The organism is Streptomyces sp. NPDC058665 (assembly GCF_042714995.1).
GTDB lineage: Bacteria > Actinomycetota > Actinomycetes > Streptomycetales > Streptomycetaceae > Streptomyces.
This window is the reverse complement of sequence record NZ_JBHXRX010000102.1, coordinates 1-18,771: the sequence shown is the minus strand read 5'-3', so window position 1 is coordinate 18,771 and position 18,771 is coordinate 1. Positions and strand designations below refer to the sequence as shown.

The following is an 18,771-nucleotide window of genomic DNA, read 5'->3' as shown; positions in this document are numbered from 1 at the left end:
GGGGGGGGGGGGGGGGGGGGCGGGCCCCCCCCCCCCCCCCCACCACCGCCGTCAGGGTCGTCACGGTCTCGGCACGGTGATGCCGTACCCCCGCCGCAGCAGCCGGGGCAGATAGTCCCGGAGCGCGGCCACGCTCTGCGAGCGGTCGCCGCCCGCGTCGTGCGACAGCACGACCGCCCCGGGCGCCGCCTGGTCGATCACTCTGCGGACGATCTTCCCGGTGCCCGGCGACTCCCAGTCGAGGGTGTCGAGGCTCCAGGCGAGCGGCTCCATACCGAGGTCGGCGCCGATCTCGAAGGTGTGCCGGTTCCAGGCACCGTACGGGGCGCGGAACCAGGCCGGTGGCCGGCCCAGCGTCCGCTCGATCACCTCGCTGGTGCGCTCCATCTCCGAGCGGATCCCGCCCGGCCGCAGCTTCGGCAGCTCCGGGTGGGACCAGGAGTGGTTGCCGACGATGTGCCCGTCGTCGGCGATCTCGCGCAGCAGGTCGCGCCGGCCCGTGGCCATGCCGCCGCAGACGAAGAACATCGCCCGTACGTCGTGTCTGCGCAGCGTCTTCAGGATGCCGGGGGTGTAGCGGGGGTCGGGCCCGTCGTCGAAGGTGAGGACCATCGAGCGGCCCAGCTCCGGCAGTTCCAGTAAGGGCTCGCGGCGTACGGGAAGCTTGGCGGGACGGTACGCGGGCGGCTGGAAATCGGTCATGGGACTCAGCCGGTAGGAGGACGGCGACCGGGGCAGGGCCGCGGCCCGCGGTCCCGCCGCCGGGGAGCCCCCCGGCGGGCCCTCGGTCGCCGGACGCCCGGGGGTGTGGGCCTCTCCCGCGGTGAGCAGCCGGGTCAGCCCGACGGTCCCGAGGACGGCCGCGATACGCAGCACGGCCCGGCGCCCCGGAATCATCTGGTTCTTTGTGATGGCGTCCATGGCCAATGGCTCGCACGGCCGGTGCGTCCTGTCCCTCAGCGACACCGTGGAGGGCCGGGAAAGCACCCGATGGGATGAGCCGATGAGCTTCGGCCGGACCGCACTCCGATGGAGGCCTACCGGGGACTTCACCCCGGCCACCCGCCTGGGCGGCTCTCCCGGGAGCCGATAGCCTCTCTGCCGTGACGGATCAGCAGCCCTCCCCCTTCGAGCGTGGCACGGACGGCCCCAAGGTGATCGTCGCCGGTGTGGACGGCTCCGAGTCGTCGCTGCGCGCGGCGTCGTACGCCGGTGGTCTCGCCCGGCGGCAGAACGCCCTTCTCGCCGTCGTGTACGTGCAGCCGCTGCTGCCGTCGGGCGCCGCCCTCGGGGCCCCGGTCGCCGACACGACCGAGGAGATCGCCGAGAGTCTCGCCGAGGAGATCCGCGCCAACGCGGAGCGGGTCAAGGGCATATGGGACGTCCGCTGGGAGTTCCACACGCTGCGCGGCGACCCGTACAACGGGCTGGTCACCGCGGCCGACGACCTGAAGGCGGACGCCGTGGTGGTGGGCGCGTCGGAGTCGGCCGGGCACCGGTTCATCGGCTCGGTGGCGGTGCGGCTGGTCAAGGCGGGCCGGTGGCCGGTGACGGTCGTTCCGTAGGGCGACGGTCGATGGGTGCCGGGTGTCGGCCGGGTGTCAACGGCCCATCGTCAGACCGTCCTTGGCGGCGCCGCGAGAGAGTACCGCCGCCTCGATCGCGGAGCGCGTGGCCCGGTAGCCGTCCCTCGCCGGGTCGTTGTCCCGCACCCGCGACAGATTGACCACGCGTCCGGCGTTGTTGTCCATGGTCTGCGGAATGAACTCCGCCTTCGTCACCGGCCAGCGCTCCCCCTTGGCCGCCGGCGGCGCGAAGATAAACCGGCCGATCGAGCCCTGGGTGCCGCGCGGGTCGTGCTGTCCGGCGTTGTTGGTCATCTCGCCGGCGATCTGGTCGCCCATGCCGTAGATGATCCAGGTGCCGTTGACCTTCTCGTACGCCTGCGGGACATGGACGTGCGTACCGACGATCAGGTCGATGTCGGGACGGCCGTCGGTCGCGGACGCGGTGAGCCGCCGGCCGAGGTCCAACTGCCTCTCGTCCGGCGCCTCCTGCCACTCCGTGCCCCAGTGCATGCTCACCACGACGACGTCGGCGCCCGCAGCGCGTGCGGCGCGCGCGTCGGCGACGATCTTCTCCTCGTCGATGAGGTCGACGGCCCACGGTTGTCCGGCGGGCAGCGGGATGCCGTTGGTGTCGTAGGTGTAAGCCAGTTGGGCGATCTTCGCGCCGCCGGCTTCGAGCAGCGCGGGCCGGGTGTCCTCGTCGGCCGAGCGCGCCGAGCCCACGTGCTTGACACCGGCCTTGTCGAGCGCGCCGAGGGTACGGGTGATGCCGTCGGCGCCGGCGTCCAGGGTGTGGTTGGAGGCGGTGGAGCAGGAGTCGTAGCCGGTCGCCCTGAGCGCGGTGGCGACCTCGGGCGGCGACTTGAACGACGGGTAGCCGGTGAAGGGTCCGCCGTCGGGGCCGTACACCGTCTCCATGTGGCAGATCGCGACATCGGCGGCGGAGACGACGGACTTCACCCCGGAGAGCATCGGTACGAAGTTGTGCCCGGTGCCACCCGCGTCGACGTTGGCCCGTGCGATGACGGAGTCGTGCGGCAGGACGTCCCCGGAGGCGACGAGCGTGAATCCGCCCCGCTTGCCCGCCTCGCCGCTCGCCGACGAGCCGAGCCCGGTGCCACTCCTGACGGGCAGCTCGGAGTCGGAGCCGGAGTCGCCTCCGCCGCATCCCGCGGCCGTGGCGAGCAGCAGGGCGGCGGCGGCCACCGCTCCGTGTCGCATGCGCGTCGTCATCGGTCAGGCTCCTTCATGGATGAGGAAGGCGACCAAACGGTCAACGCATACATATCGTCATATTAGTACGACTAATGCTCCCGAACCGGTGAAGCACCCGAAAGGGATGAAGCGGATCGGCCGAACCGTTCACCGCACCACTCGCCGCGCGGAGCGACCGCTCGTCGCAGACCCTTGTGAGCCGTCTGTCCCCGGACGTACCGGATGCGTTCCGATACGCCAACGGCGACGACGCCGAACACCCGGACCCCCGCGAGAAGGGACGTTCACGATGACCACCGCCACGGCCACGGCGACGACCGACGAGCGGGCGCTGGCGGAGTTGCAGCGCGAGCACGGCGCCGCGCTGCTCCACTTCCTGCTCGGTCTGACCTACGGCGACCGGCAGCGCGCCGAGGACCTGCTCCAGGAGACACTGGTCCGCGCCTGGCAGCACCCCGAGGCGTTCGAGGGCCCCTACGAGTCCATGCGGCCCTGGCTCTTCACCGTGGGCCGCCGGCTGGCGATCGACGCCCGCCGCTCACGTCTGGCCCGCCCGGCGGAAGTCAGCGACGGCGTACTCGAAGCCACTCCGGAACCCGGCGATCCCACGGAGCGGTCCGTCGCCGCGCTCGACGTACGGCAGGCGGTGAAGTCGCTGAGCCCTGAGCACCGCGCCGTGCTCGCCCAGATCTACTTCAAGGGCCTGAGCGTCGTCGAGGCCGCGCAGGTGCTTGGCATACCGGCCGGAACCGTCAAGTCCCGCTCCTACTACGCGCTGCGCGCCCTCGGCCGCTCGCTGCCGGGCTACCACAGGTCCTCCTCGTCGAAGAGTGCGAGGAGCGCCGCGCCATCGGCCACCTCCGCATAGTGGGCGGCGCACCTGGGACAACCGTCCAGGTGCTCGGCGATCAGCCGGTCCTCATCTGGCGTGAGCCCTCCCAGCGCGTAGGCACCGAGCTGCGACCGCACATGCGGGTCACCGCCGGCCTCACTCGTCACAATCGCCTCCGGTCCGCTGTCCGATCCTGCTCTTCTGGCCACGCTGGGCACCGGCCGCCGGTTCAATGCTCGGTGAAGCAGCGTCCCCGGAGAGGAAGGAAGGCGGAAAACAATGCGTCCGGAACGTCATGACGAAGGCCGTGGTGGCGGCCTGCTCGTCCCCATGGCATGGATGTCCGCGGAGTACGTCGCCGACGAACTGCTGCGCACCGGCGACCTGATGCCGCCCACCACACTTGAGTACCGGGCCGGCCGCGACGCCCTGGCCCTGACCATCTTCCTGTCCGACGGACCGGTCGGCGGCGTCGGCGGGGTGGCGCGGATGGCCGAGTGGCGGACACTGACCGCGTACGGCACCGGTTGGCGTGAATGGGTCTGTCACCAGCTCGACCTGCTGGAGACCCGCGCCTTCCAGGCGGAACGGACCGGGGCCGCGGGCCCCGACCCGGATCTGGAGCTGGCCCTGGCCGCCTGGCGGTGGCTGGAGGAGACCGAACTGCTGGCGCCGGATCTCGACGCGATGGGGGCGCAGGGCGGTGACCCGCGCGCCGACGGTGACGCGGGCGCGGAGGGGCACGAGGAGGAGGGACCGCAGGTGTGGACCCCGGCATGGCAGCTGGGGCTGCCGCTGGGGCATCTGGCGATACATCTGTTCTGAGGCCGTTGCCCCCTCTCGCCCCTGAACTCCCCTGCGCTGCCCTGCTCCTGAGGCCGGTTCAGGTGCCGTGCACACCCGCGCGGTACTTGGGGATCCGTACCGCGATCCGCATTCCCGCCCCCACCCCCGTCTCGATGACGAGCCCGTAGTCGTCCCCGTAGACCTGCCGCAGCCGCTCGTCCACGTTGAGCAGTCCGATGCCCGTGGACAGCCCTCCCTCGCCGCGCAGGATGCGGCGCAGCCGCTCCGGGTCCATGCCCACCCCGTCGTCCTCGATCACGACCTCCGCCTCCGATCCGGCGTCGAGCGCGCTGATGGTGATGTGGCTCATCGTGATCTTGCCTTCGAGGCCGTGTTTGACGGCGTTCTCCACGAGCGGCTGAAGACAGAGGAACGGCATGGCGACCGGCAGCACCTCGGGCGCGACCTGGAGGGTGACCGAGAGACGGTCACCGAAGCGCGCCCGGACGAGTGCCAAGTACTGGTCGATGGAGTGCAGTTCGTCGGCGAGGGTGGTGAAGTCCCCGTGCCTGCGGAACGAGTAGCGGGTGAAGTCTGCGAATTCCAGGAGCAGTTCACGGGCGCGCTCGGGATCGGTGCGGACGAACGAGGCGATGGCGGCAAGCGAGTTGAAGATGAAGTGCGGTGAGATCTGGGCGCGCAGTGCCTTGATCTCCGCCTCGATCAACTGGGTGCGGGAGCGGTCGAGTTCGGCGAGTTCGAGCTGTACGGAGACCCAGCGGGCGACCTCGCCCGCAGCCCGTGCGAGGACCGCCGACTCCCGTGGCGCGTAGGCGACGAGGGTGCCGAGCACCCGGTGGTCGACGGTCAGCGGCGCGGCGACGGCCCAGCGCAGCGGGCAGTCCAGATCGCCGCAGCCGCTCGGGAAGGCGGTGCCGCGTCCGCTTCCAAGCAGGGTCTGGACGTGGTCCATCACATGCTTGCCGTGGTGCTCGCCGAGGCCGTCCCAGGCGAGCACCCGGTCCCGGTCGGTGAGGCAGAGCGCGTCGGTCCCCAGCATCGAGCGCAGCCTGCGGGCGGCCTTGCCCGCGCTCTCCTCGGTGAGTCCGGCGCGCAGGGGCGGCGCGGCGAGCGACGCGGTGTGCAGGGTCTCGAAGGTGGCGTGCTCGACGGGCGTACCGACGTCGCTGGTCCGGTCGGGGCGCCCGCGTCCGGTACGGCGGCCGAGCACATAGCCCGCCGCGAGCAGCAGCGGGCCGAGCACGATCAGTACGGCGAGGGCCGCTCCGCTCATCGGGGGCCTCCCCTGGCACCGGGCATCAGGGCCTCCGGCAGATGGAAACGGGTCATGGCGGCCTTGGTCCCCGGTGGTATCCGCGACTGGGTGGCCAGCGAGACCAAAATCATCGCGAGGAAGCCGACGGGGACCGACCAGACGGCGGGCCAGGCGAGCAGGGCCTGCGGCCAGCCCGACCGTACGGCGCCGCTGACCGTGATCACGATGGCCACCAGCGCCGATCCGCCGCCGAGCAGCAGCCCCGCGATAGCGCCGGGCGGGGTGAGCCGCCGCCACCAGATGCCGAGCACCAGCAGCGGGCAGAACGACGACGCGGAGACGGCGAAGGCCATCACGACGGCGTCCGCCACCGGCATGCCGCTCATCAGCAGCGAGCCGCCGAGCGGTACGAGGATGGCGAGCAGGGTCGCCAGCCGGAAATGCCGTACGCCGCGTGAGGGCAGCACGTCCTGGGTGAGCACCCCGGCGACGGCCATGGTCAGACCGGACGCGGTGGACAGGAACGCGGCGAAGGCGCCACCCGCGACGAGCGCGCCGAGCAGATCGCCCGCCGTGCCGCCGATGACCAGATCGGGCAGCAGCAGGACGGCGGCGTCGGCGTCCGTACCGAGGTCGAGCGCGGGCGCGTGCAGCCGCCCGAGCGCGCCGTACACCGGCGGCAGCAGATAGAAGCCGCCGATCAGGGCGAGCACCCCGACGGTGGTCCGGCGGGCCGCCCGGCCGTTGGGGCTGGTGTAGAAGCGGACCACGACGTGCGGCAGGCCCATGGTGCCGAGGAAGGTGGAGACGATCAGTCCGTACGTCGCGTACATCGGGTGGTCCGCGCGGCTTGACATCTCGGTGAGGTCGAAGTCGATCGCGGGCCGTCCGTCGCCCTGCCAGGCGAGCAGCAGGAAGATCGCGGGGACGAGCAGGGCCGTGAGTTTGAGCCAGTACTGGAAGGCCTGTACGAAGGTGATGCTGCGCATGCCGCCCGCGGCGACGGCGACCACCACGACGACCGCGACGAGGACGGCGCCGAACCAGTTGGGCGCGCCGGTCAGGATCTCCAGCGTGAGGCCCGCGCCCTGGAGTTGGGGCACCAGATAGAGCCAGCCGGCACCGACGACCAGCACGCTGACCACGCGCCGCGCGGGGCGGGACTCCAGACGCCCCTCGGCGAAGTCGGGGAGGGTGTAGGCGCCGGAGCGCCGGAGCGGGGCGGCGACGAAGATCAGCAGGACAAGATAGCCGGCGGTGTAGCCGACCGGGTACCAGAGCATGTCGGGGCCGTGCAGCAGGAGCAGGCCGGCGATGCCGAGGAACGAGGCGGCGGACAGATACTCGCCGCTGATCGCGGCGGCGTTGAGGCCGGGGCGCACGGTGCGGGAGGCCACGTAGAAGTCGGAGGTGGTGCGGGATATGCGCAGGCCGAAACCGCCGACGAGGACGGTGGCGACCACGACGACGGCGACGGCCGTCACCGTGTAGCTCTGGCTCACGGCAGCGGCCGGCCCTTCACCAGCCGAGCGAAGTCCCGCTCGTTGCGCTCGACACGCCGCACGTACCACCAGGCCAGCAGGGTCAGCAGCGGATAGGCGGCGACCCCGAGCACCACCCAGACGACGGTGGGGTCCCCCAGCGCGGCGAAGGCGAGCGGGAGCGTGCCGACGACCGTGGCCAGCAGCGCGAACGCGGTGAGCCCCGCCCGGAGTTGGCCGCGCATGAGCGAACGGACATAGGCGTCGCCGAGCGCGGTCTGCTCGTCGATCTCGGCCTGGGCTCGATAGCGGGGCAGCGGGCGCACCCGGCGGGGTTCGCCGGTGACGACCTCGCGCTTGGGGGCGGATTCCGCGGTCATGCTGTCTTCTCCCCCTCGTACCTCGGTCGTGCCAGGGCCGGAGTGTAAGCAGATCGTCAAGCCGGATGGAACCCCCGGCACACCCCTGCTCCGCCCGGTGAAGAGCCTGGTCAGCGGCCGGGCAGCCGCATCAGGAGATCGCGTACGGCTCTGGCGTGCCGCCTGCTGACGGCCAGTTCCGCGTCACCGACGCGCACGCTCATGGCGCCGGCGTCCAGGCGCAGTTCGTCGATCCGGGCCACGGCGACGAGATGGCGGCGGTGGATCCGTACGAAACCGCGGGAGCGCCAGCGCTCCTCCAGGGTGGTGAGCGGGATTCGGACCAGATGGCTGCCGGTGTCGGTGTGGAGTCTGGCGTAGTCGCCCTGGGCCTCCGCGTAGACGATGTCGGCGACGGGGACGAAGCGGGTCACTCCGCCGAGCTCGACCGGGATCTGGTCGGTGGAGGTGTCGACGACGGGGCCGCGCTCCCCCACCAGTTCGGCGACGCGGCGCACGGCCTCGGCCAGCCGCTCCCTGCGGACGGGTTTGAGGACGTAGTCGACGGCCTTGAGGTCGAACGCCTGGACGGCGAAGCCCTCGTGGGCGGTGACGAAAACGATCAGTGGGGGCTGGGCGAAACCCGCCAGGAGCTTGGCGACGTCGAGTCCGGTCAGTCCCGCCATGTGGATGTCGAGGAAGACGACGTCGACGGCGGCCGGGTCGTCGGGACCCGCGTCCAGTGCGGCTCCGATACGGCGCAGCGCCTCGGTCGCGCCGGTGGCGCCCTCGGCGCCGCGGATCCGTGGGTCGGCGCGGAGAAGGTACAGCAGCTCTTCGAGGGCCGGCTCTTCGTCGTCCACGGCCAGTACACGCAGCATGACGGGGAAGTTTAAGGGCTCCGGGACCCGCTGAGTCCGGACCGTGATGTGGATAAGCAGGCGGGCTTGAGTGTTTTGCCTTCCCGCACCGTATGAGGGGGCATGCGGACCCCGGAGATCCATCGCGACGTCGGCGCCTACGCGCTCGGCGTGCTCGACGCTGCCGATGCTTTCCGTTTCGAGGACCATCTCATGGACTGCCCCCGGTGCACACTGCTGTTGGGGGATTTCGGCGGGGTGAGGGGTCAGCTCGACGAGTACACGCGGCAGACGCCCCCGCGGGTGGCTCCCTTCGTGTCGGCGGGGCCCGAGCTGCTGCACCGGATGCTCGAAGGGACGGCGGCCCGGCGGCGGCTGAGCCGAAGACGACGGCTGGCGCTGGTGGCCGCGGCGGTGGTGATCGCGGTGGGCGGCCCGTTCGCGGTCGTCGAGACGCGGGGCGACGGCGGCTCCCCGGCGGCACCGACCGCCGAGCGGTGGACGGCGACGGACCGCAGGACCGGGACGGCGGCCGTCGTGACGGCGGCGGAGAAGGGCTGGGGCACGGATGTCGCCCTGGAGCTGTCGAAGTCGACGGCGGCCGGGGTGTGCGAGCTGGTGGCCGTGGGCCGTGACGGGTCGGAGGAGACCGTGATGACCTGGTCCGCCCGTGGGGACGGCGGGGGCCCGATGGTCACCTGGGGCGGCGCCGCGCTGCGGCCGTACGAGATCGACCGGTTCGAGGTGCGGACGGCGGCCGGGCACCGGCTGATGACGGTACGGGGCGGGTGACGGGGGCGCGCCGTGGGGCTATTTGAGAAAGCGTGATGTCGTGCGGTCGGCCAGCGGTTTGCCGCCGGTCTGGCAGGTCGGGCAGTACTGGAGCGAGGAGTCGGCGAACGAGACCGACCTGATGGTGTCGCCGCAGACCGGACACTCCTCACCGGCCCGACCGTGCACCCGCAGACCGCTCTTCTTCTCGGCCTTCAGCCGGCCCGCCGCGACGCCGCGCGAACGCTCGATCGCCGAGTTCAGCGTCGAGCGCATGGCGTCGTACAGGACGGTGATCTCGTCGTCGGTCAGATTCTGGACCGGCTTGAAGGGCGACATCTTCGCCGCGTGAAGGATCTCGTCGCTGTAGGCGTTGCCGATGCCCGCGATCAGCCGCTGGTCCCGCAGGGCGCCCTTGAGCTGCCGCCGCTCGCCCGTGAACAGTGCGGCGAGCGCGTCCCGGTCGAAGGCGTCGTGGAGCGGGTCGGGACCGAGGGTCGCGATGGCCGGGACCTCGAAGGGGTCCCGTACGAGATGGACGGCGAGCCGCTTGGTGGTACCCGCCTCGGTCAGGTCGAACCCGTCGCCATCGGCGAGCACCGTCCGCAGCGCGAGCGGGCCCTTCCCGGGACGTGGCGGGGCCGGCGGGAACTCGTCCTTCCAGCGCAGCCAGCCCGCGCGGGCCAGATGGACCGCGAGGTGCAGGCCGGAGTCGCCCGCCACGATGTCGAGCCACTTGCCGTGGCGCTCGATCGCGCTGACGGTGGTGCCGGCCAGGGCGGCGAGCGGGGGGTCGTAGGTTTTCAGGACGTTGATCGTCAGGGGCAGGACGCGAACGATCTCCTTGCCGACCAGATGGCCGTCGAGGAACTCTCGCAGCGCTTCGACTTCGGGAACTTCGGGCATGCCCCCAGGGTGCCGCACCGCCGGGGCAAACGCCGGGTGGGCATGGCACGAGGGGGCCGGAGCCGCTGGTCAGAGGCCGTAGACCGTGGTGGCCGTCCCGCCGAAGACCGCCCGCCGTTCGTTCCCGCTCAGGCCGGCGGTCAGCTCGCGGGTGACGTCCACGACCTCGCCGTAACTGGCGGCCAATCGGCAGACCGGCCAGTCCGAGCCGAACATCAGGCGCGCGGAGCCGAACGCGTCGAGCACGGTCTCGGTGTACGGGCGCAGCGTGTCGGCCGTCCAGGAGTCCCACTCGGCCTCGGTGACCATGCCGGAGAGCTTGCACACGACGTTGGGCCGGGCGGCCAGCGCGCGGATGTGGCCGGCCCAGGGGTCGAGGCCGCCGGAGGCGATGGGCGGCTTGCCGAGGTGGTCGAGTACGAAGGTCAGCTGGGGCAGCAGTGCGGCGACCGCGGTGGCCGCCGGCAGCTGGTGCGGCAGGACGATCAGGTCGTACGCGAGCCCGGCGGCGGCCACGGCGGCGAGCCCGTGCCGTACGCCGGGACGCAGCAGCCACTCGGGGTCGGGCTCGCCCTGGACCTGGTGGCGGATTCCCACGAGCTTGTCGCCGCCGGGCAGCGCGCGCAGCGCGGCGAGGGTGTCGGCGACGTCGGGGGCGGTGATGTCGGTCCAGCCGACGACACCGGCGATCAGCTCGTTGGCGTCGGCGAGTGCGAGGAATTCGGGGGTCTCCTCGGGGACCGTGACGGTCTGGACGAGCACGGTGGCACCGACACCGGCGGCGCGGGCCTCGGGGGCGAGGTCGGCGACGGTGAAGTTCCGCCGGATGGGCGCCATGGCTGGACCGGTGATCCAGTCCTGGTCGCGTACGGACAGGTCCCACACGTGGTGGTGGGCGTCCACGACGGGCGCGGAGGTGGTCGGCTGCCGGTTCATCGGACGTCGCCCTCCAGCAGGCCCTCGGCACGCAGCTCGTCCCAGAGCGCGTCGGGGACCGAACGGCCATACATCTCCGCGGCGTCCTGGACCTCGCCCGGGGAGCGCGTCCCCACGAGGACGCTCGCGACGGCCGGATGACGAAGGGGGTAGGCGATGGCGGCGGCGCGCAGGGGGACGCCGTGCCGCTCGGCGACGGACTTGATACGCAGGGCGCGCTCCAGGAGGGCGGGCGGCGCTGCCGCGTAGTCGTAGGTCGCGCCCGGTCGCGGGTCGGCGAGCAGCCCGGAGTTGAAGACGCCGCCGACGATCACGCTCCGGCCGCGCGCGGCGGCCTCGGGGAGCAGTTCGGCGAGGGCGGACTGGTCGAGGAGCGTGTAGCGGCCGGCGCACAGGACGACGTCGACGTCGGTGTCCCGCAGGAACCGGGTGAGCACGCCGGTCTGGTTCATCCCGGCCCCGATCGCACCGACGACTCCCTCGGCGCGCAGCCGCTCCAGCGCGGGGTAGGCCTGCGTCAGGGCCTCGGCGACGTGGTCGTCCGGATCGTGGAGGTAGACCATGTCGATCCGGTCGGTGCCGAGCCGCTCCAGGCTGTCGTCGATACCGCGCCGTACGCCGTCGGCGCTGAAGTCCCACACGCGACGGTGCGTGGCGCGCACGGCGAAGCCGTTGTCGAGGTCGTCACCGTCCGCGAACGGCAGGGGCTCAAGGAGCCGCCCCACCTTGGTCGACAGCGTGTAGTCGCCCCGGGGCCGGCCCCGCAGTGCCTCCCCGACGCGACGCTCGGCGAGGCCGAGACCGTAGTGCGGCGCGGTGTCGAAGTAACGTATGCCCGCGCCCCAGGCGGCATCGACCGCCGCGGCGGCCTGGTCGGGTTCGACGGGGGTGTAGAGATTCCCGATCCCGGCGGATCCGAAGGAGAGCTCGGACACGCCGACCTCGCCGCGTCCGAGGGTGTTCTGCCGCATTGCGCTGTGCCTCCCGAAGTTGACACCGAGAATATTCATCGGATGACTGGGGTGGCGTCAACACTTTTGGGCGGGCGAAGTGCGTGGTGGCCGGGGCTGCGGGACCACCACGCGACGGCGCCGACAGAGCCGAATTGTCGGACCTATCGGGCGAGTTGGACGACGTCGGGTTCGGCGACGAGGGTGAGCTGGGTGGGGGGTCCGGTTTCGACGGCGGTCCGCTCGGCGTGCGCCGCAGGCGCGGTTGCGGTCTCGGGCGGTTCGACGCGAGCCGCGAGGCCGGGGACCAAGGCCGGCTCGGCTGACGCCGGTGAATCGCTCGCCTGGAGTCCGACCGACCGCCCGGCGGGCGCTGCCGATTCGCTTCGCGCCGGTTCGCCGCACACGGCGTCGGAAACCAACGCCGCTACGACAGCCCGCTCCTCGCGCGCCGCAGGCGCCGCACGCTCGCCCGCGGCCAATGCGGCTTTTGCAGGAGCCGCAGGCTTGACGGTCGGCGCCTTGGCGCGAGCCGCACGATCAGAAACTCTCGCCGACTTTGCAGACCCCTCGACGGGCGCCGCAGGCGCAACAGACAACGCCGAGCTGGCAGGCACCGCAGGCTCGCCCGCCGTCGGCACGGCTCGGGCGGGGACCGCAGGCTTGACCTTCGACACGTCGGCGCGAGCCGCACGATCAGAAACCCTCGCCGACTCTGCAGACCCCTCAACGGGCACCGTTGGTGCAACAGACAACGCCGAGCTGGCAGGCACCGCAGGCTCGCCCGCCGTCGGCACGGCTCCGGCGGGGACCGCAGGCTTGACCTTCGACACGTCGGCGCGAGCCGCACGGACAGAAACCCTCGCCGACTCTGCAGACCCCTCAACGGGCACCGTTGGTGCAACGATCAACGCCGAGCTGGCAGGCACCTCAGGCTTGGCGGTCGGCGACTTGGCGCGAGCCGTACGGTCAGAAGCCCTCGCAGGTTCAGCCGGCCGTTCGGCAGACGGCGCGTCGGAAACCAACGCCACCACGGCGTGCCCCTCGTCGCGCGCCGCAGGCGCAACGGCCAGCGCGGAGCTGGCAGGCACCGCAGGCTCACCCGCGGTCGGCGCGGCTCCGGCGGGGACCGCAGGCTTGGCCTTCGACACCTCGGCGCCAGCCGCACGGTCAGAGACCCTCGCCGACTCTGCAGACCCCTCGACGGGCGCCGCAGGCGCAACAGACAACGCCGATCCGGCAGGCGCCGCCGAATCGCTCGCCGCCAATGCGGCTTCCGCAGGAGCCGCAGGCTTGACCTTCGGCACCTTGGCGCGAGCCGCACGATCAGAAGCCAACGCAGCTACGGCTGACCGCTCATCGTGCACCGCACGCTCGGCCGCGCTCGGCGCGGCTTTGGCGCGAGACGCGCGGTTCGAGGGCCTCGCCGGTTTGGCGGGCGCCGCAGGCGGAACGCTCGTCGCCGAGCTGGCAGACGCCGCCGCACCGCTCGCCGTCAATGCGGCTTCGGTAAGACCCGCAGGCTCGACGCTCGCGCGGTCAGAAACCCTCGCCGGTTCGGCCGACGACACGTCGGAAACCAACGCTACCACGGCGTGCCCCTCGTCGTGCGCCGCAGGCTTGGCCGGGGTCTTCGTGCGAGACGCCCGTTTGACGGGGTCGGGGATGAGTCCCGGTTCCGCGCGCGGTGTAGGTGCGCTCGGGGTCGGGCGTTCGTGCGGCGGCATCGTGGTGAGCAGTTCGTTCAGCTCATCGTTCATGTTCTTCGCCAGGCCGTCCAGGTCCGGTACCGCCTTGCCGTCGGCCACCAGGCCCACGTGGACCTGGCCGCCGTAGGTCGTCAGGCCCACCGCCAGGGACTGGCCGCGGGCCAGCGGTGCCATGGGGTAGACCTCGCGCAGCGGGCAGCCCGCGAACGAGAGCGTCGTGCGTGGGAGGGGGACGCTCGTCACCAGGATGTCGAAGAGGATCCGGGCCGCGTTGGACGCGAGAGGCGCGCCGAGGCGGTGCGCCAAGGGGTGGAGTTGGTCGGCGATCACGGCCAGCGCTCCCGCGCCACGCGTCGGGCCGTCCTTCTTGTTGCGGTCCATGACCCGCCGTACCGCCGCCAGCCTGGCCCGTGCGTCCGGCTCGGAGACGGGCAGGCCCACGAGGTACGCGGAGAGCACATTGCCCGAACCCGAGCCGCCGCCCGCGCTCTGCCGGGCCCGGCTCGGGCGTCGCCCCGAGACCGGCACCAGCGCGCGCGGGTCCGAGGACCCTTCCGGCAGGTGCTCGCCCCGCTCCAGCATCCAGCGCCGCAGCCCGCCCGCCACCGTGGCGAGCAGGACGTCGTTCACCGTGCCGCCGTGCGCCTTGCGTACCGCCCGTACGTCCTCCAGCGCCAGCACCGCCGTGGCCAGCCTCCGCGTGCCGCTGGAGCCCGCGGTGAGCGCGGGCGTACCGCGCAGGTCGAGCCGGCTCGCGCGAACCATCGACGCGCCGATCCCGAGCGCCCTCGCCAGCTCACCGACCCGGTCCCGCGCGATGTCCGCCAGCTGCCAGGGGCCGGGCAGCCAGGACCGGGGCGACGCGGGCCGGGTTCGGCGGGCGCCGGCCGCGCGCGCGTCGGCGATCTGATCGAAGATCCCCGCGCCGATGGCCACCGCGCGCATGCCGTCCGCGAGCGCGTGGTGCAGTTTCACGAGTACGGCGAAGGGCCGCCGCCCCTCGGGTGCGTAATCCGCCCCGGGGCCGCCAGTCAGGAGGTACATCTCCCAGGGCGGAATGCCACGTTCCAGCGGCCGTTCCATCAGCTCCCCGGCCAGCCGCGTGGTCTCCTCGGCGAAGTCTCCGGGGGGCAGCTCCAGATGTCTGACGTGTCTGCGTACGTCGAAGTCCTTGTCGACGCTCCAGGCCGCGCCCCCCACCGGCAGCAGCACGTCCCGTACCCGCATCCGGAGCCGGGGGACGGCCGCCGCGCGGGTGGCGAGCAGCTCCAGCAGCGCCTCGTCGCCGGGGCGGGCGGTCCGCGCGCCCGACCCTGCGGCCGGACCGTCCGCCTCCAGGCGGTCCGGCACCGGCCCGAAGACCGCGAGCGCGCCGAGATGCATCGGATGGTCCGGGGATTCGAGATGCCAGAAGGCCAGATCGAGAGGTGCCAGCAGCTCGGTGGTCAAGGGGGCCTCATGTCTTGGGGAGGGGTGGAGACGGCAAGTCAATCGCCGACGGTCGGTTACGGTCAAGCATCAAGTAGTAACGTTCAGTTAGTGTCACTGTAATGCCCGGTGCCCGGCCCGGCCTCCGCCCGGGACGAGATGACGAACTCGGCCCAGACGCACTTGCCGCTGCCGCGGGACTCCACACCCCACTCGTCGGCCAGGACGTCCACCAGGACCAGACCGCGCCCGGAGACCCCCGTCTCCCCCGCGTCCCTGATCCGCGGCAGCGCGCTCGACCGGTCCTCTACCTCAAGACGCAGCCGCCGCTCCATCCTCGACAGCACCCGGACGATCACGGTCGCGTCGCCGTCGGTGTGCGTCAGCGCGTTGGTCATCAGCTCGTCCGCCACCAGCTCGATGTCGTCGGAGCGGCCCTGCGCGCCCCAGGCCCGTACGGCCGCGCGGACCATATGACGGGCCGACGACAGCGCCTCGGGCTCGTTCTGCCCGACGTGCTGCTGGAGCCTGCCTCCGGTCCTGCCGGCGTACGCGCCCCGACGGTGCATCAGCAGGACCGCGACGTCGTCCTCGCCGCCCCGCTCGTCCACCACCGCGCAGAGCCGGTCGGCCAGTTCCTGGGGGTCGCGCGGGCCGTCCTCGATCAGGGCCGACAGTCTCTGCATGCCTTCGTCGAGATCGGCGCCTGGCATCTCCACCAGCCCGTCGGTGTAGAGGACCAGCATCTGGCCGGGGTCCAACTCGACGGTGTTCACGGGGTAGTCGAGCCGGCCGAACTCCGCCGAGAGTCCCAGCGGCAGCCCGCCCTCCGCGGGCAGCCGGCGGCAACTGCCGTCGGTGTCCCGGACCATGGGGTCGACATGGCCGGCCCGCACCATCCGGATGACACCCGTGGTCAGGTCCGCCTCCGCGTAGATGCAGGTCGCGAAGCGGTCGGTGTCGAGTTCGTACAGGAACACCGAGGCCCGCGCCATCACGGTCGCCGGGGTGTGACCCTCGGCCGCGTACGCCCGCAGCACGATCCGCAGCTGTCCCATCACCGCCGCGGCGTCGGTGTCATGGCCCTGTACGTCTCCGATGACGGCGCCGACCCGGCCGCCCGGCAGCGGGATGACGTCGTACCAGTCACCGCCGATGTCCCTGCCGAGCCGGGCCGAGCGGTAGCGGACCGCGATGTCCGCGCCCTCCACGGCCGGGATCCGGCGCGGCAGCATCGCCTGCTGGAGCCCCTCGGCGAGATCGTGCTCCTGCTCGAAGAGGACGGCGCGCTGGAGGCTCTGCGCGATGCCGCTGACGAGGGCGACCAGCAGGTTGCGGTCCTCCGTCGTGAAGCCGATCTTGTCGCCGTAGAGCAGCCCGATGGCCCCGATGGGGCGGCCCTGCGCGATCAGTGGCAGATAGGCCGCCGAGGTGATGCCGAGATGGCTGATGTGCGGCCAGAGACCCGGGTAGGAGACGGCGAAGTCCTCCGTGGTCTCGATGAACCGCGGCGAGAGCGTGCGGATCACCTCGCTCATCGGGTACTCCTCGTCCACCCGCGTGACGCGCGTCCCCGGCACAAAGGAGCCCGTCGGCCCCTCGGCGACCAGATGGATACGGCCCGAGTCGAGGAGGCCCATCACCACGCTGGAGGCGCCCAGGTGTTCGAGACCGTCGGACTCCTTCAGTGCGTCGATGACGTCCTGGACCGTTCTGGCGTGGGCGAGCGCGGCCGTGGCGCCCTCGACGACACTGGTCCGCCGCCGGCGTTCCTCGTCGAGTTCGAGCCGTGCCATCGAGTCGGCGAGTTCCTGCGTCGCGTCGCGGATGATGCCGATGAGCCGGCTGGGGCGGCCGGCCCGGTCGCGGTGGACCGAGCCCTGCCCATGGGTCCAGCGCAGGGTGCCGTTACGGCGCCGGACCCGGAAGTAGGCGCCGTAGCCGCCGCTGCCGCTGCTGAGCGCCTCCCCGACGACGGCGTCGAGCCGGCTGCGCTCCCCCGGCGGCAGGCGCTCCAGGAGCTTGTCGCGCGTGCCGTCGTATTCATCGGCGCGCAGATCGAGGATCTCCAGCGCCACCCGGTCCAGATGGAACAGTCCGCTGTCGAGATCCCAGTCGAAGCAGCCCATGCCGTTGAGGGACAGGCTCAGTTCCGGCTTCGCGGGCCAGTCGTCGGGGAGCGACGGGGGCCCCGCTTCCCGATCGACCATGGAGTCACTCTGTCATCATTTGTCGGATATATCGACCGGTCGGCTGACCAGGCGCGTGTACGGGAGAGGGACCCGTGTGGGCGCGGCCGTTCAGCCCTGGAGGGTGACGGTCCCCGCCGTGTCGTCCTCGGCCGCCGTCGGGGTGAGGCCTTCGTCCGCCGGCGCGCCCGCGTCGCCGTAGAGCGGTGCGTCGGGGCCGGACCGCTCCGGGGACATCGGCAGGTAGTCCGGGCCCACGCCGCTGTCGGGCTCGTCCGGCTCGGTGGAGCAGCCGGGCGAGTCCGACAGGCTCTCCGACAACGGCGCGTCGGGCGCCGGGGCGTCCGGTGTGACGCAGTCGGGCGACGGTGCCTGGTCGCTCTCGGAGGCGTCGGGCTCCAGGACCGCCGGTGCGGAGCGTCCCGGGTCCGGGCTGCCGGAGCCGCGGTCGTCCGGCGCGTCCGGCGCGGGCGGCTCCAGCGACGGGTCGATGATGTCGGTGTCCGGGGGGTACGGCGGCGGTACCGCGGGCTTCTTGTCCTGGTCGCCGTCGGTACCGGTCTTCCGCTCCAGCCAGGTGTTGTCGACGCTGTTGACGATCACCAGGGAGGCCAGGACCCGGGTGCCGGCGCTGACCACGACGACGCGGTCGGGCCGGTAGCCGCTCCACGCCTTGCCCTCGTGGCCCGCGTCGGCGCGCGGCCCGACGGCAGGGCGCAGCGGGTTCCCGCCGGCGCAGCGGACCCTGGGCTGCCCGCGGTCGTCGACGAGGACCGCGGTGCCGCTCTGGAGTACGGCCTGGTGAGGGGTGGCGGCTCCGTGCCGGTAGCCGTGGCTGGTGACGCGTACGTCGGCGCGCAGCACGACGGGGGTGAGCCCGCGCAGGAACGCCGGGACGGACGTGGGCGCGACGCCCGCCCCGCGGGCGAAGGCGGCGACCTTGGCCCGGTCCCCGGTCAGGTGGCGGGCCTGCGCGTCGACGTCGCAGCTGGGGACCGACTTCGTACCGCCGTAGAGCCCGGCGATGGCGCCCGAGATGGAGCGCGACGCCTGGGAGCCGGAGGCGGGGCGGCCCGGTGCGCCGGATTCGCCGGGCCCGGCCGTCGGCGACGGGGAGGGGTCCGCGTCCGGCATCGGCGCCGCGGTCGACTCGGTGAAGGGATCGGGGCCGGAGGTGCCGAGCGGCAGGAGGGTGACCTTGGTGGCTGACGCGGCCTGGGCCGCTTTCGCCGCCCGTCCGTCCTTGCCGACGCTGTCCTCGGCGCAGCCCGCGGTGATCAGGATTCCGGCGGACAGCGCGGCGAAGGCGGCGTGCCGCGGGCGAAGGGATAGGCGTCGCACAGGGTCTCCCAGCTGTTCGTCCCGTCCGGATGTGACTCCTCCGGATGTGCCTCCACATCTGCCGGACACCGGACCGCCCCGCAAGCGGGGGCGGCGGACGGGGGACCCCCGCCGTACGGGTGACCCCGCCACGCACGAGCGCCGGACCGGCCGCGGTCGCGGCC

The 18,771-nt window shown here is 72.3% G+C and carries 16 protein-coding genes and 1 pseudogene; 4 read left to right on the top strand and 13 right to left on the bottom strand.

Going from position 1 to position 18,771, the window contains the following annotated elements:
• Positions 1 to 60: 60 nt before the first annotated feature.
• A complete protein-coding gene (locus ACFWV8_RS36460; protein ID WP_384214482.1) occupies positions 61 to 921 on the bottom strand; it encodes a polysaccharide deacetylase family protein in 861 nt (286 codons plus the stop codon).
• A gap of 182 nt (positions 922 to 1,103) precedes the next feature.
• Between ACFWV8_RS36460 and ACFWV8_RS36455 the strand changes: the two genes are divergently transcribed.
• Positions 1,104 to 1,565 carry a universal stress protein gene (locus ACFWV8_RS36455; protein ID WP_329378258.1) on the top strand — a complete coding sequence of 154 codons (462 nt, stop codon included), beginning with the start codon at positions 1,104 to 1,106 and terminating at the stop codon, positions 1,563 to 1,565.
• A 36-nt stretch (positions 1,566 to 1,601) separates the two neighbouring features.
• Here the strand turns inward: ACFWV8_RS36455 and ACFWV8_RS36450 are convergent, their stop codons facing one another.
• Positions 1,602 to 2,801: a CapA family protein gene (locus tag ACFWV8_RS36450; protein ID WP_384214479.1), complete on the bottom strand. Its 1,200-nt coding sequence runs from the start codon at positions 2,799 to 2,801 to the stop codon at positions 1,602 to 1,604.
• A gap of 271 nt (positions 2,802 to 3,072) precedes the next feature.
• Here ACFWV8_RS36450 and ACFWV8_RS36445 point away from each other — a divergent pair, with 271 nt between their 5' ends.
• Positions 3,073 to 3,651, top strand: coding sequence for a sigma-70 family RNA polymerase sigma factor (locus tag ACFWV8_RS36445; RefSeq protein WP_189108488.1), 579 nt, complete (start codon positions 3,073 to 3,075; stop codon positions 3,649 to 3,651).
• Here ACFWV8_RS36445 and ACFWV8_RS36440 read toward each other — a convergent pair.
• Positions 3,588 to 3,752: a zf-HC2 domain-containing protein gene (locus tag ACFWV8_RS36440; protein WP_384214485.1), complete on the bottom strand. Its 165-nt coding sequence runs from the start codon at positions 3,750 to 3,752 to the stop codon at positions 3,588 to 3,590. The genes ACFWV8_RS36445 and ACFWV8_RS36440 overlap by 64 nt on opposite strands.
• Positions 3,753 to 3,894: 142 nt before the next feature.
• Between ACFWV8_RS36440 and ACFWV8_RS36435 the strand changes: the two genes are divergently transcribed.
• Positions 3,895 to 4,440 (top strand): hypothetical protein, encoded by a 546-nt coding sequence (locus tag ACFWV8_RS36435; protein WP_384214477.1) that lies wholly within the window; start codon positions 3,895 to 3,897, stop codon positions 4,438 to 4,440.
• Positions 4,441 to 4,498: 58 nt separating this feature from the next.
• Here the strand turns inward: ACFWV8_RS36435 and ACFWV8_RS36430 are convergent, their stop codons facing one another.
• The 4 genes from ACFWV8_RS36430 to ACFWV8_RS36415 all read right to left on the bottom strand — a co-directional run bounded on the left by ACFWV8_RS36430 (position 4,499) and on the right by ACFWV8_RS36415 (position 8,398).
• Positions 4,499 to 5,695, bottom strand: a complete 1,197-nt coding sequence (locus ACFWV8_RS36430; RefSeq protein WP_329378268.1) for a histidine kinase — start codon at positions 5,693 to 5,695, stop codon at positions 4,499 to 4,501.
• Positions 5,692 to 7,179 (bottom strand): cation acetate symporter, encoded by a 1,488-nt coding sequence (locus ACFWV8_RS36425; RefSeq protein ID WP_384214474.1) that lies wholly within the window; start codon positions 7,177 to 7,179, stop codon positions 5,692 to 5,694. The genes ACFWV8_RS36430 and ACFWV8_RS36425 overlap by 4 nt, the downstream gene beginning before the upstream one ends.
• Positions 7,176 to 7,538 (bottom strand): hypothetical protein, encoded by a 363-nt coding sequence (locus ACFWV8_RS36420; protein ID WP_329378272.1) that lies wholly within the window; start codon positions 7,536 to 7,538, stop codon positions 7,176 to 7,178. The genes ACFWV8_RS36425 and ACFWV8_RS36420 overlap by 4 nt, the downstream gene beginning before the upstream one ends.
• Before the next feature lie 110 nt (positions 7,539 to 7,648).
• Positions 7,649 to 8,398: a LytTR family DNA-binding domain-containing protein gene (locus tag ACFWV8_RS36415; protein ID WP_329378274.1), complete on the bottom strand. Its 750-nt coding sequence runs from the start codon at positions 8,396 to 8,398 to the stop codon at positions 7,649 to 7,651.
• Between the two features lie 102 nt (positions 8,399 to 8,500).
• On the opposite strand from ACFWV8_RS36415, the gene ACFWV8_RS36410 reads away from it, so the two are divergent.
• Positions 8,501 to 9,169, top strand: coding sequence for a zf-HC2 domain-containing protein (locus tag ACFWV8_RS36410; RefSeq protein ID WP_384214471.1), 669 nt, complete (start codon positions 8,501 to 8,503; stop codon positions 9,167 to 9,169).
• 18 nt (positions 9,170 to 9,187) lie between these two features.
• Here the strand turns inward: ACFWV8_RS36410 and ACFWV8_RS36405 are convergent, their stop codons facing one another.
• The 6 genes and pseudogenes from ACFWV8_RS36405 to ACFWV8_RS36380 all read right to left on the bottom strand — a co-directional run bounded on the left by ACFWV8_RS36405 (position 9,188) and on the right by ACFWV8_RS36380 (position 18,607).
• Positions 9,188 to 10,054, bottom strand: coding sequence for an Fpg/Nei family DNA glycosylase (locus ACFWV8_RS36405; RefSeq protein ID WP_384214469.1), 867 nt, complete (start codon positions 10,052 to 10,054; stop codon positions 9,188 to 9,190).
• Positions 10,055 to 10,123: 69 nt separating this feature from the next.
• Entirely contained in the window at positions 10,124 to 10,990 is an 867-nt protein-coding gene (locus ACFWV8_RS36400; protein WP_384214467.1) for an amidohydrolase family protein, read from the bottom strand.
• Positions 10,987 to 11,961 (bottom strand): aldo/keto reductase, encoded by a 975-nt coding sequence (locus tag ACFWV8_RS36395; protein WP_384214465.1) that lies wholly within the window; start codon positions 11,959 to 11,961, stop codon positions 10,987 to 10,989. The genes ACFWV8_RS36400 and ACFWV8_RS36395 overlap by 4 nt, the downstream gene beginning before the upstream one ends.
• Positions 11,962 to 13,673: 1,712 nt before the next feature.
• Positions 13,674 to 15,098 (bottom strand): annotated as a pseudogene (locus tag ACFWV8_RS36390) (wax ester/triacylglycerol synthase family O-acyltransferase); the annotation flags it as partial.
• An 83-nt stretch (positions 15,099 to 15,181) separates the two neighbouring features.
• Positions 15,182 to 17,287 carry a SpoIIE family protein phosphatase gene (locus tag ACFWV8_RS36385; RefSeq protein WP_384214463.1) on the bottom strand — a complete coding sequence of 702 codons (2,106 nt, stop codon included), beginning with the start codon at positions 17,285 to 17,287 and terminating at the stop codon, positions 15,182 to 15,184.
• Positions 17,288 to 17,377: 90 nt separating this feature from the next.
• The gene (locus tag ACFWV8_RS36380; RefSeq protein WP_384214460.1) at positions 17,378 to 18,607 is read right to left on the bottom strand and encodes a DUF6777 domain-containing protein; all 1,230 of its coding nucleotides are present in this window, start codon (positions 18,605 to 18,607) and stop codon (positions 17,378 to 17,380) included.
• Positions 18,608 to 18,771 lie beyond the last annotated feature (164 nt).

Bases quoted from the DNA above. Each gene is read 5' to 3' on its own strand.
- ACFWV8_RS36435 (WP_384214477.1), top strand. From the start codon at position 3,895: ATGCGTCCGGAACGTCATGACGAAGGCCGTGGTGGCGGCCTGCTCGTC.
- ACFWV8_RS36395 (WP_384214465.1), bottom strand. From the start codon at position 11,961: ATGCGGCAGAACACCCTCGGACGCGGCGAGGTCGGCGTGTCCGAGCTC.
- ACFWV8_RS36410 (WP_384214471.1), top strand. From the start codon at position 8,501: ATGCGGACCCCGGAGATCCATCGCGACGTCGGCGCCTACGCGCTCGGC.
- ACFWV8_RS36445 (WP_189108488.1), top strand. From the start codon at position 3,073: ATGACCACCGCCACGGCCACGGCGACGACCGACGAGCGGGCGCTGGCG.
- ACFWV8_RS36460 (WP_384214482.1), bottom strand. From the start codon at position 921: ATGGACGCCATCACAAAGAACCAGATGATTCCGGGGCGCCGGGCCGTG.
- ACFWV8_RS36420 (WP_329378272.1), bottom strand. From the start codon at position 7,538: ATGACCGCGGAATCCGCCCCCAAGCGCGAGGTCGTCACCGGCGAACCC.
- ACFWV8_RS36430 (WP_329378268.1), bottom strand. From the start codon at position 5,695: ATGAGCGGAGCGGCCCTCGCCGTACTGATCGTGCTCGGCCCGCTGCTG.
- ACFWV8_RS36450 (WP_384214479.1), bottom strand. From the start codon at position 2,801: ATGACGACGCGCATGCGACACGGAGCGGTGGCCGCCGCCGCCCTGCTG.
- ACFWV8_RS36400 (WP_384214467.1), bottom strand. From the start codon at position 10,990: ATGAACCGGCAGCCGACCACCTCCGCGCCCGTCGTGGACGCCCACCAC.
- ACFWV8_RS36385 (WP_384214463.1), bottom strand. From the start codon at position 17,287: ATGGTCGATCGGGAAGCGGGGCCCCCGTCGCTCCCCGACGACTGGCCC.
- ACFWV8_RS36415 (WP_329378274.1), bottom strand. From the start codon at position 8,398: ATGCTGCGTGTACTGGCCGTGGACGACGAAGAGCCGGCCCTCGAAGAG.
- ACFWV8_RS36405 (WP_384214469.1), bottom strand. From the start codon at position 10,054: ATGCCCGAAGTTCCCGAAGTCGAAGCGCTGCGAGAGTTCCTCGACGGC.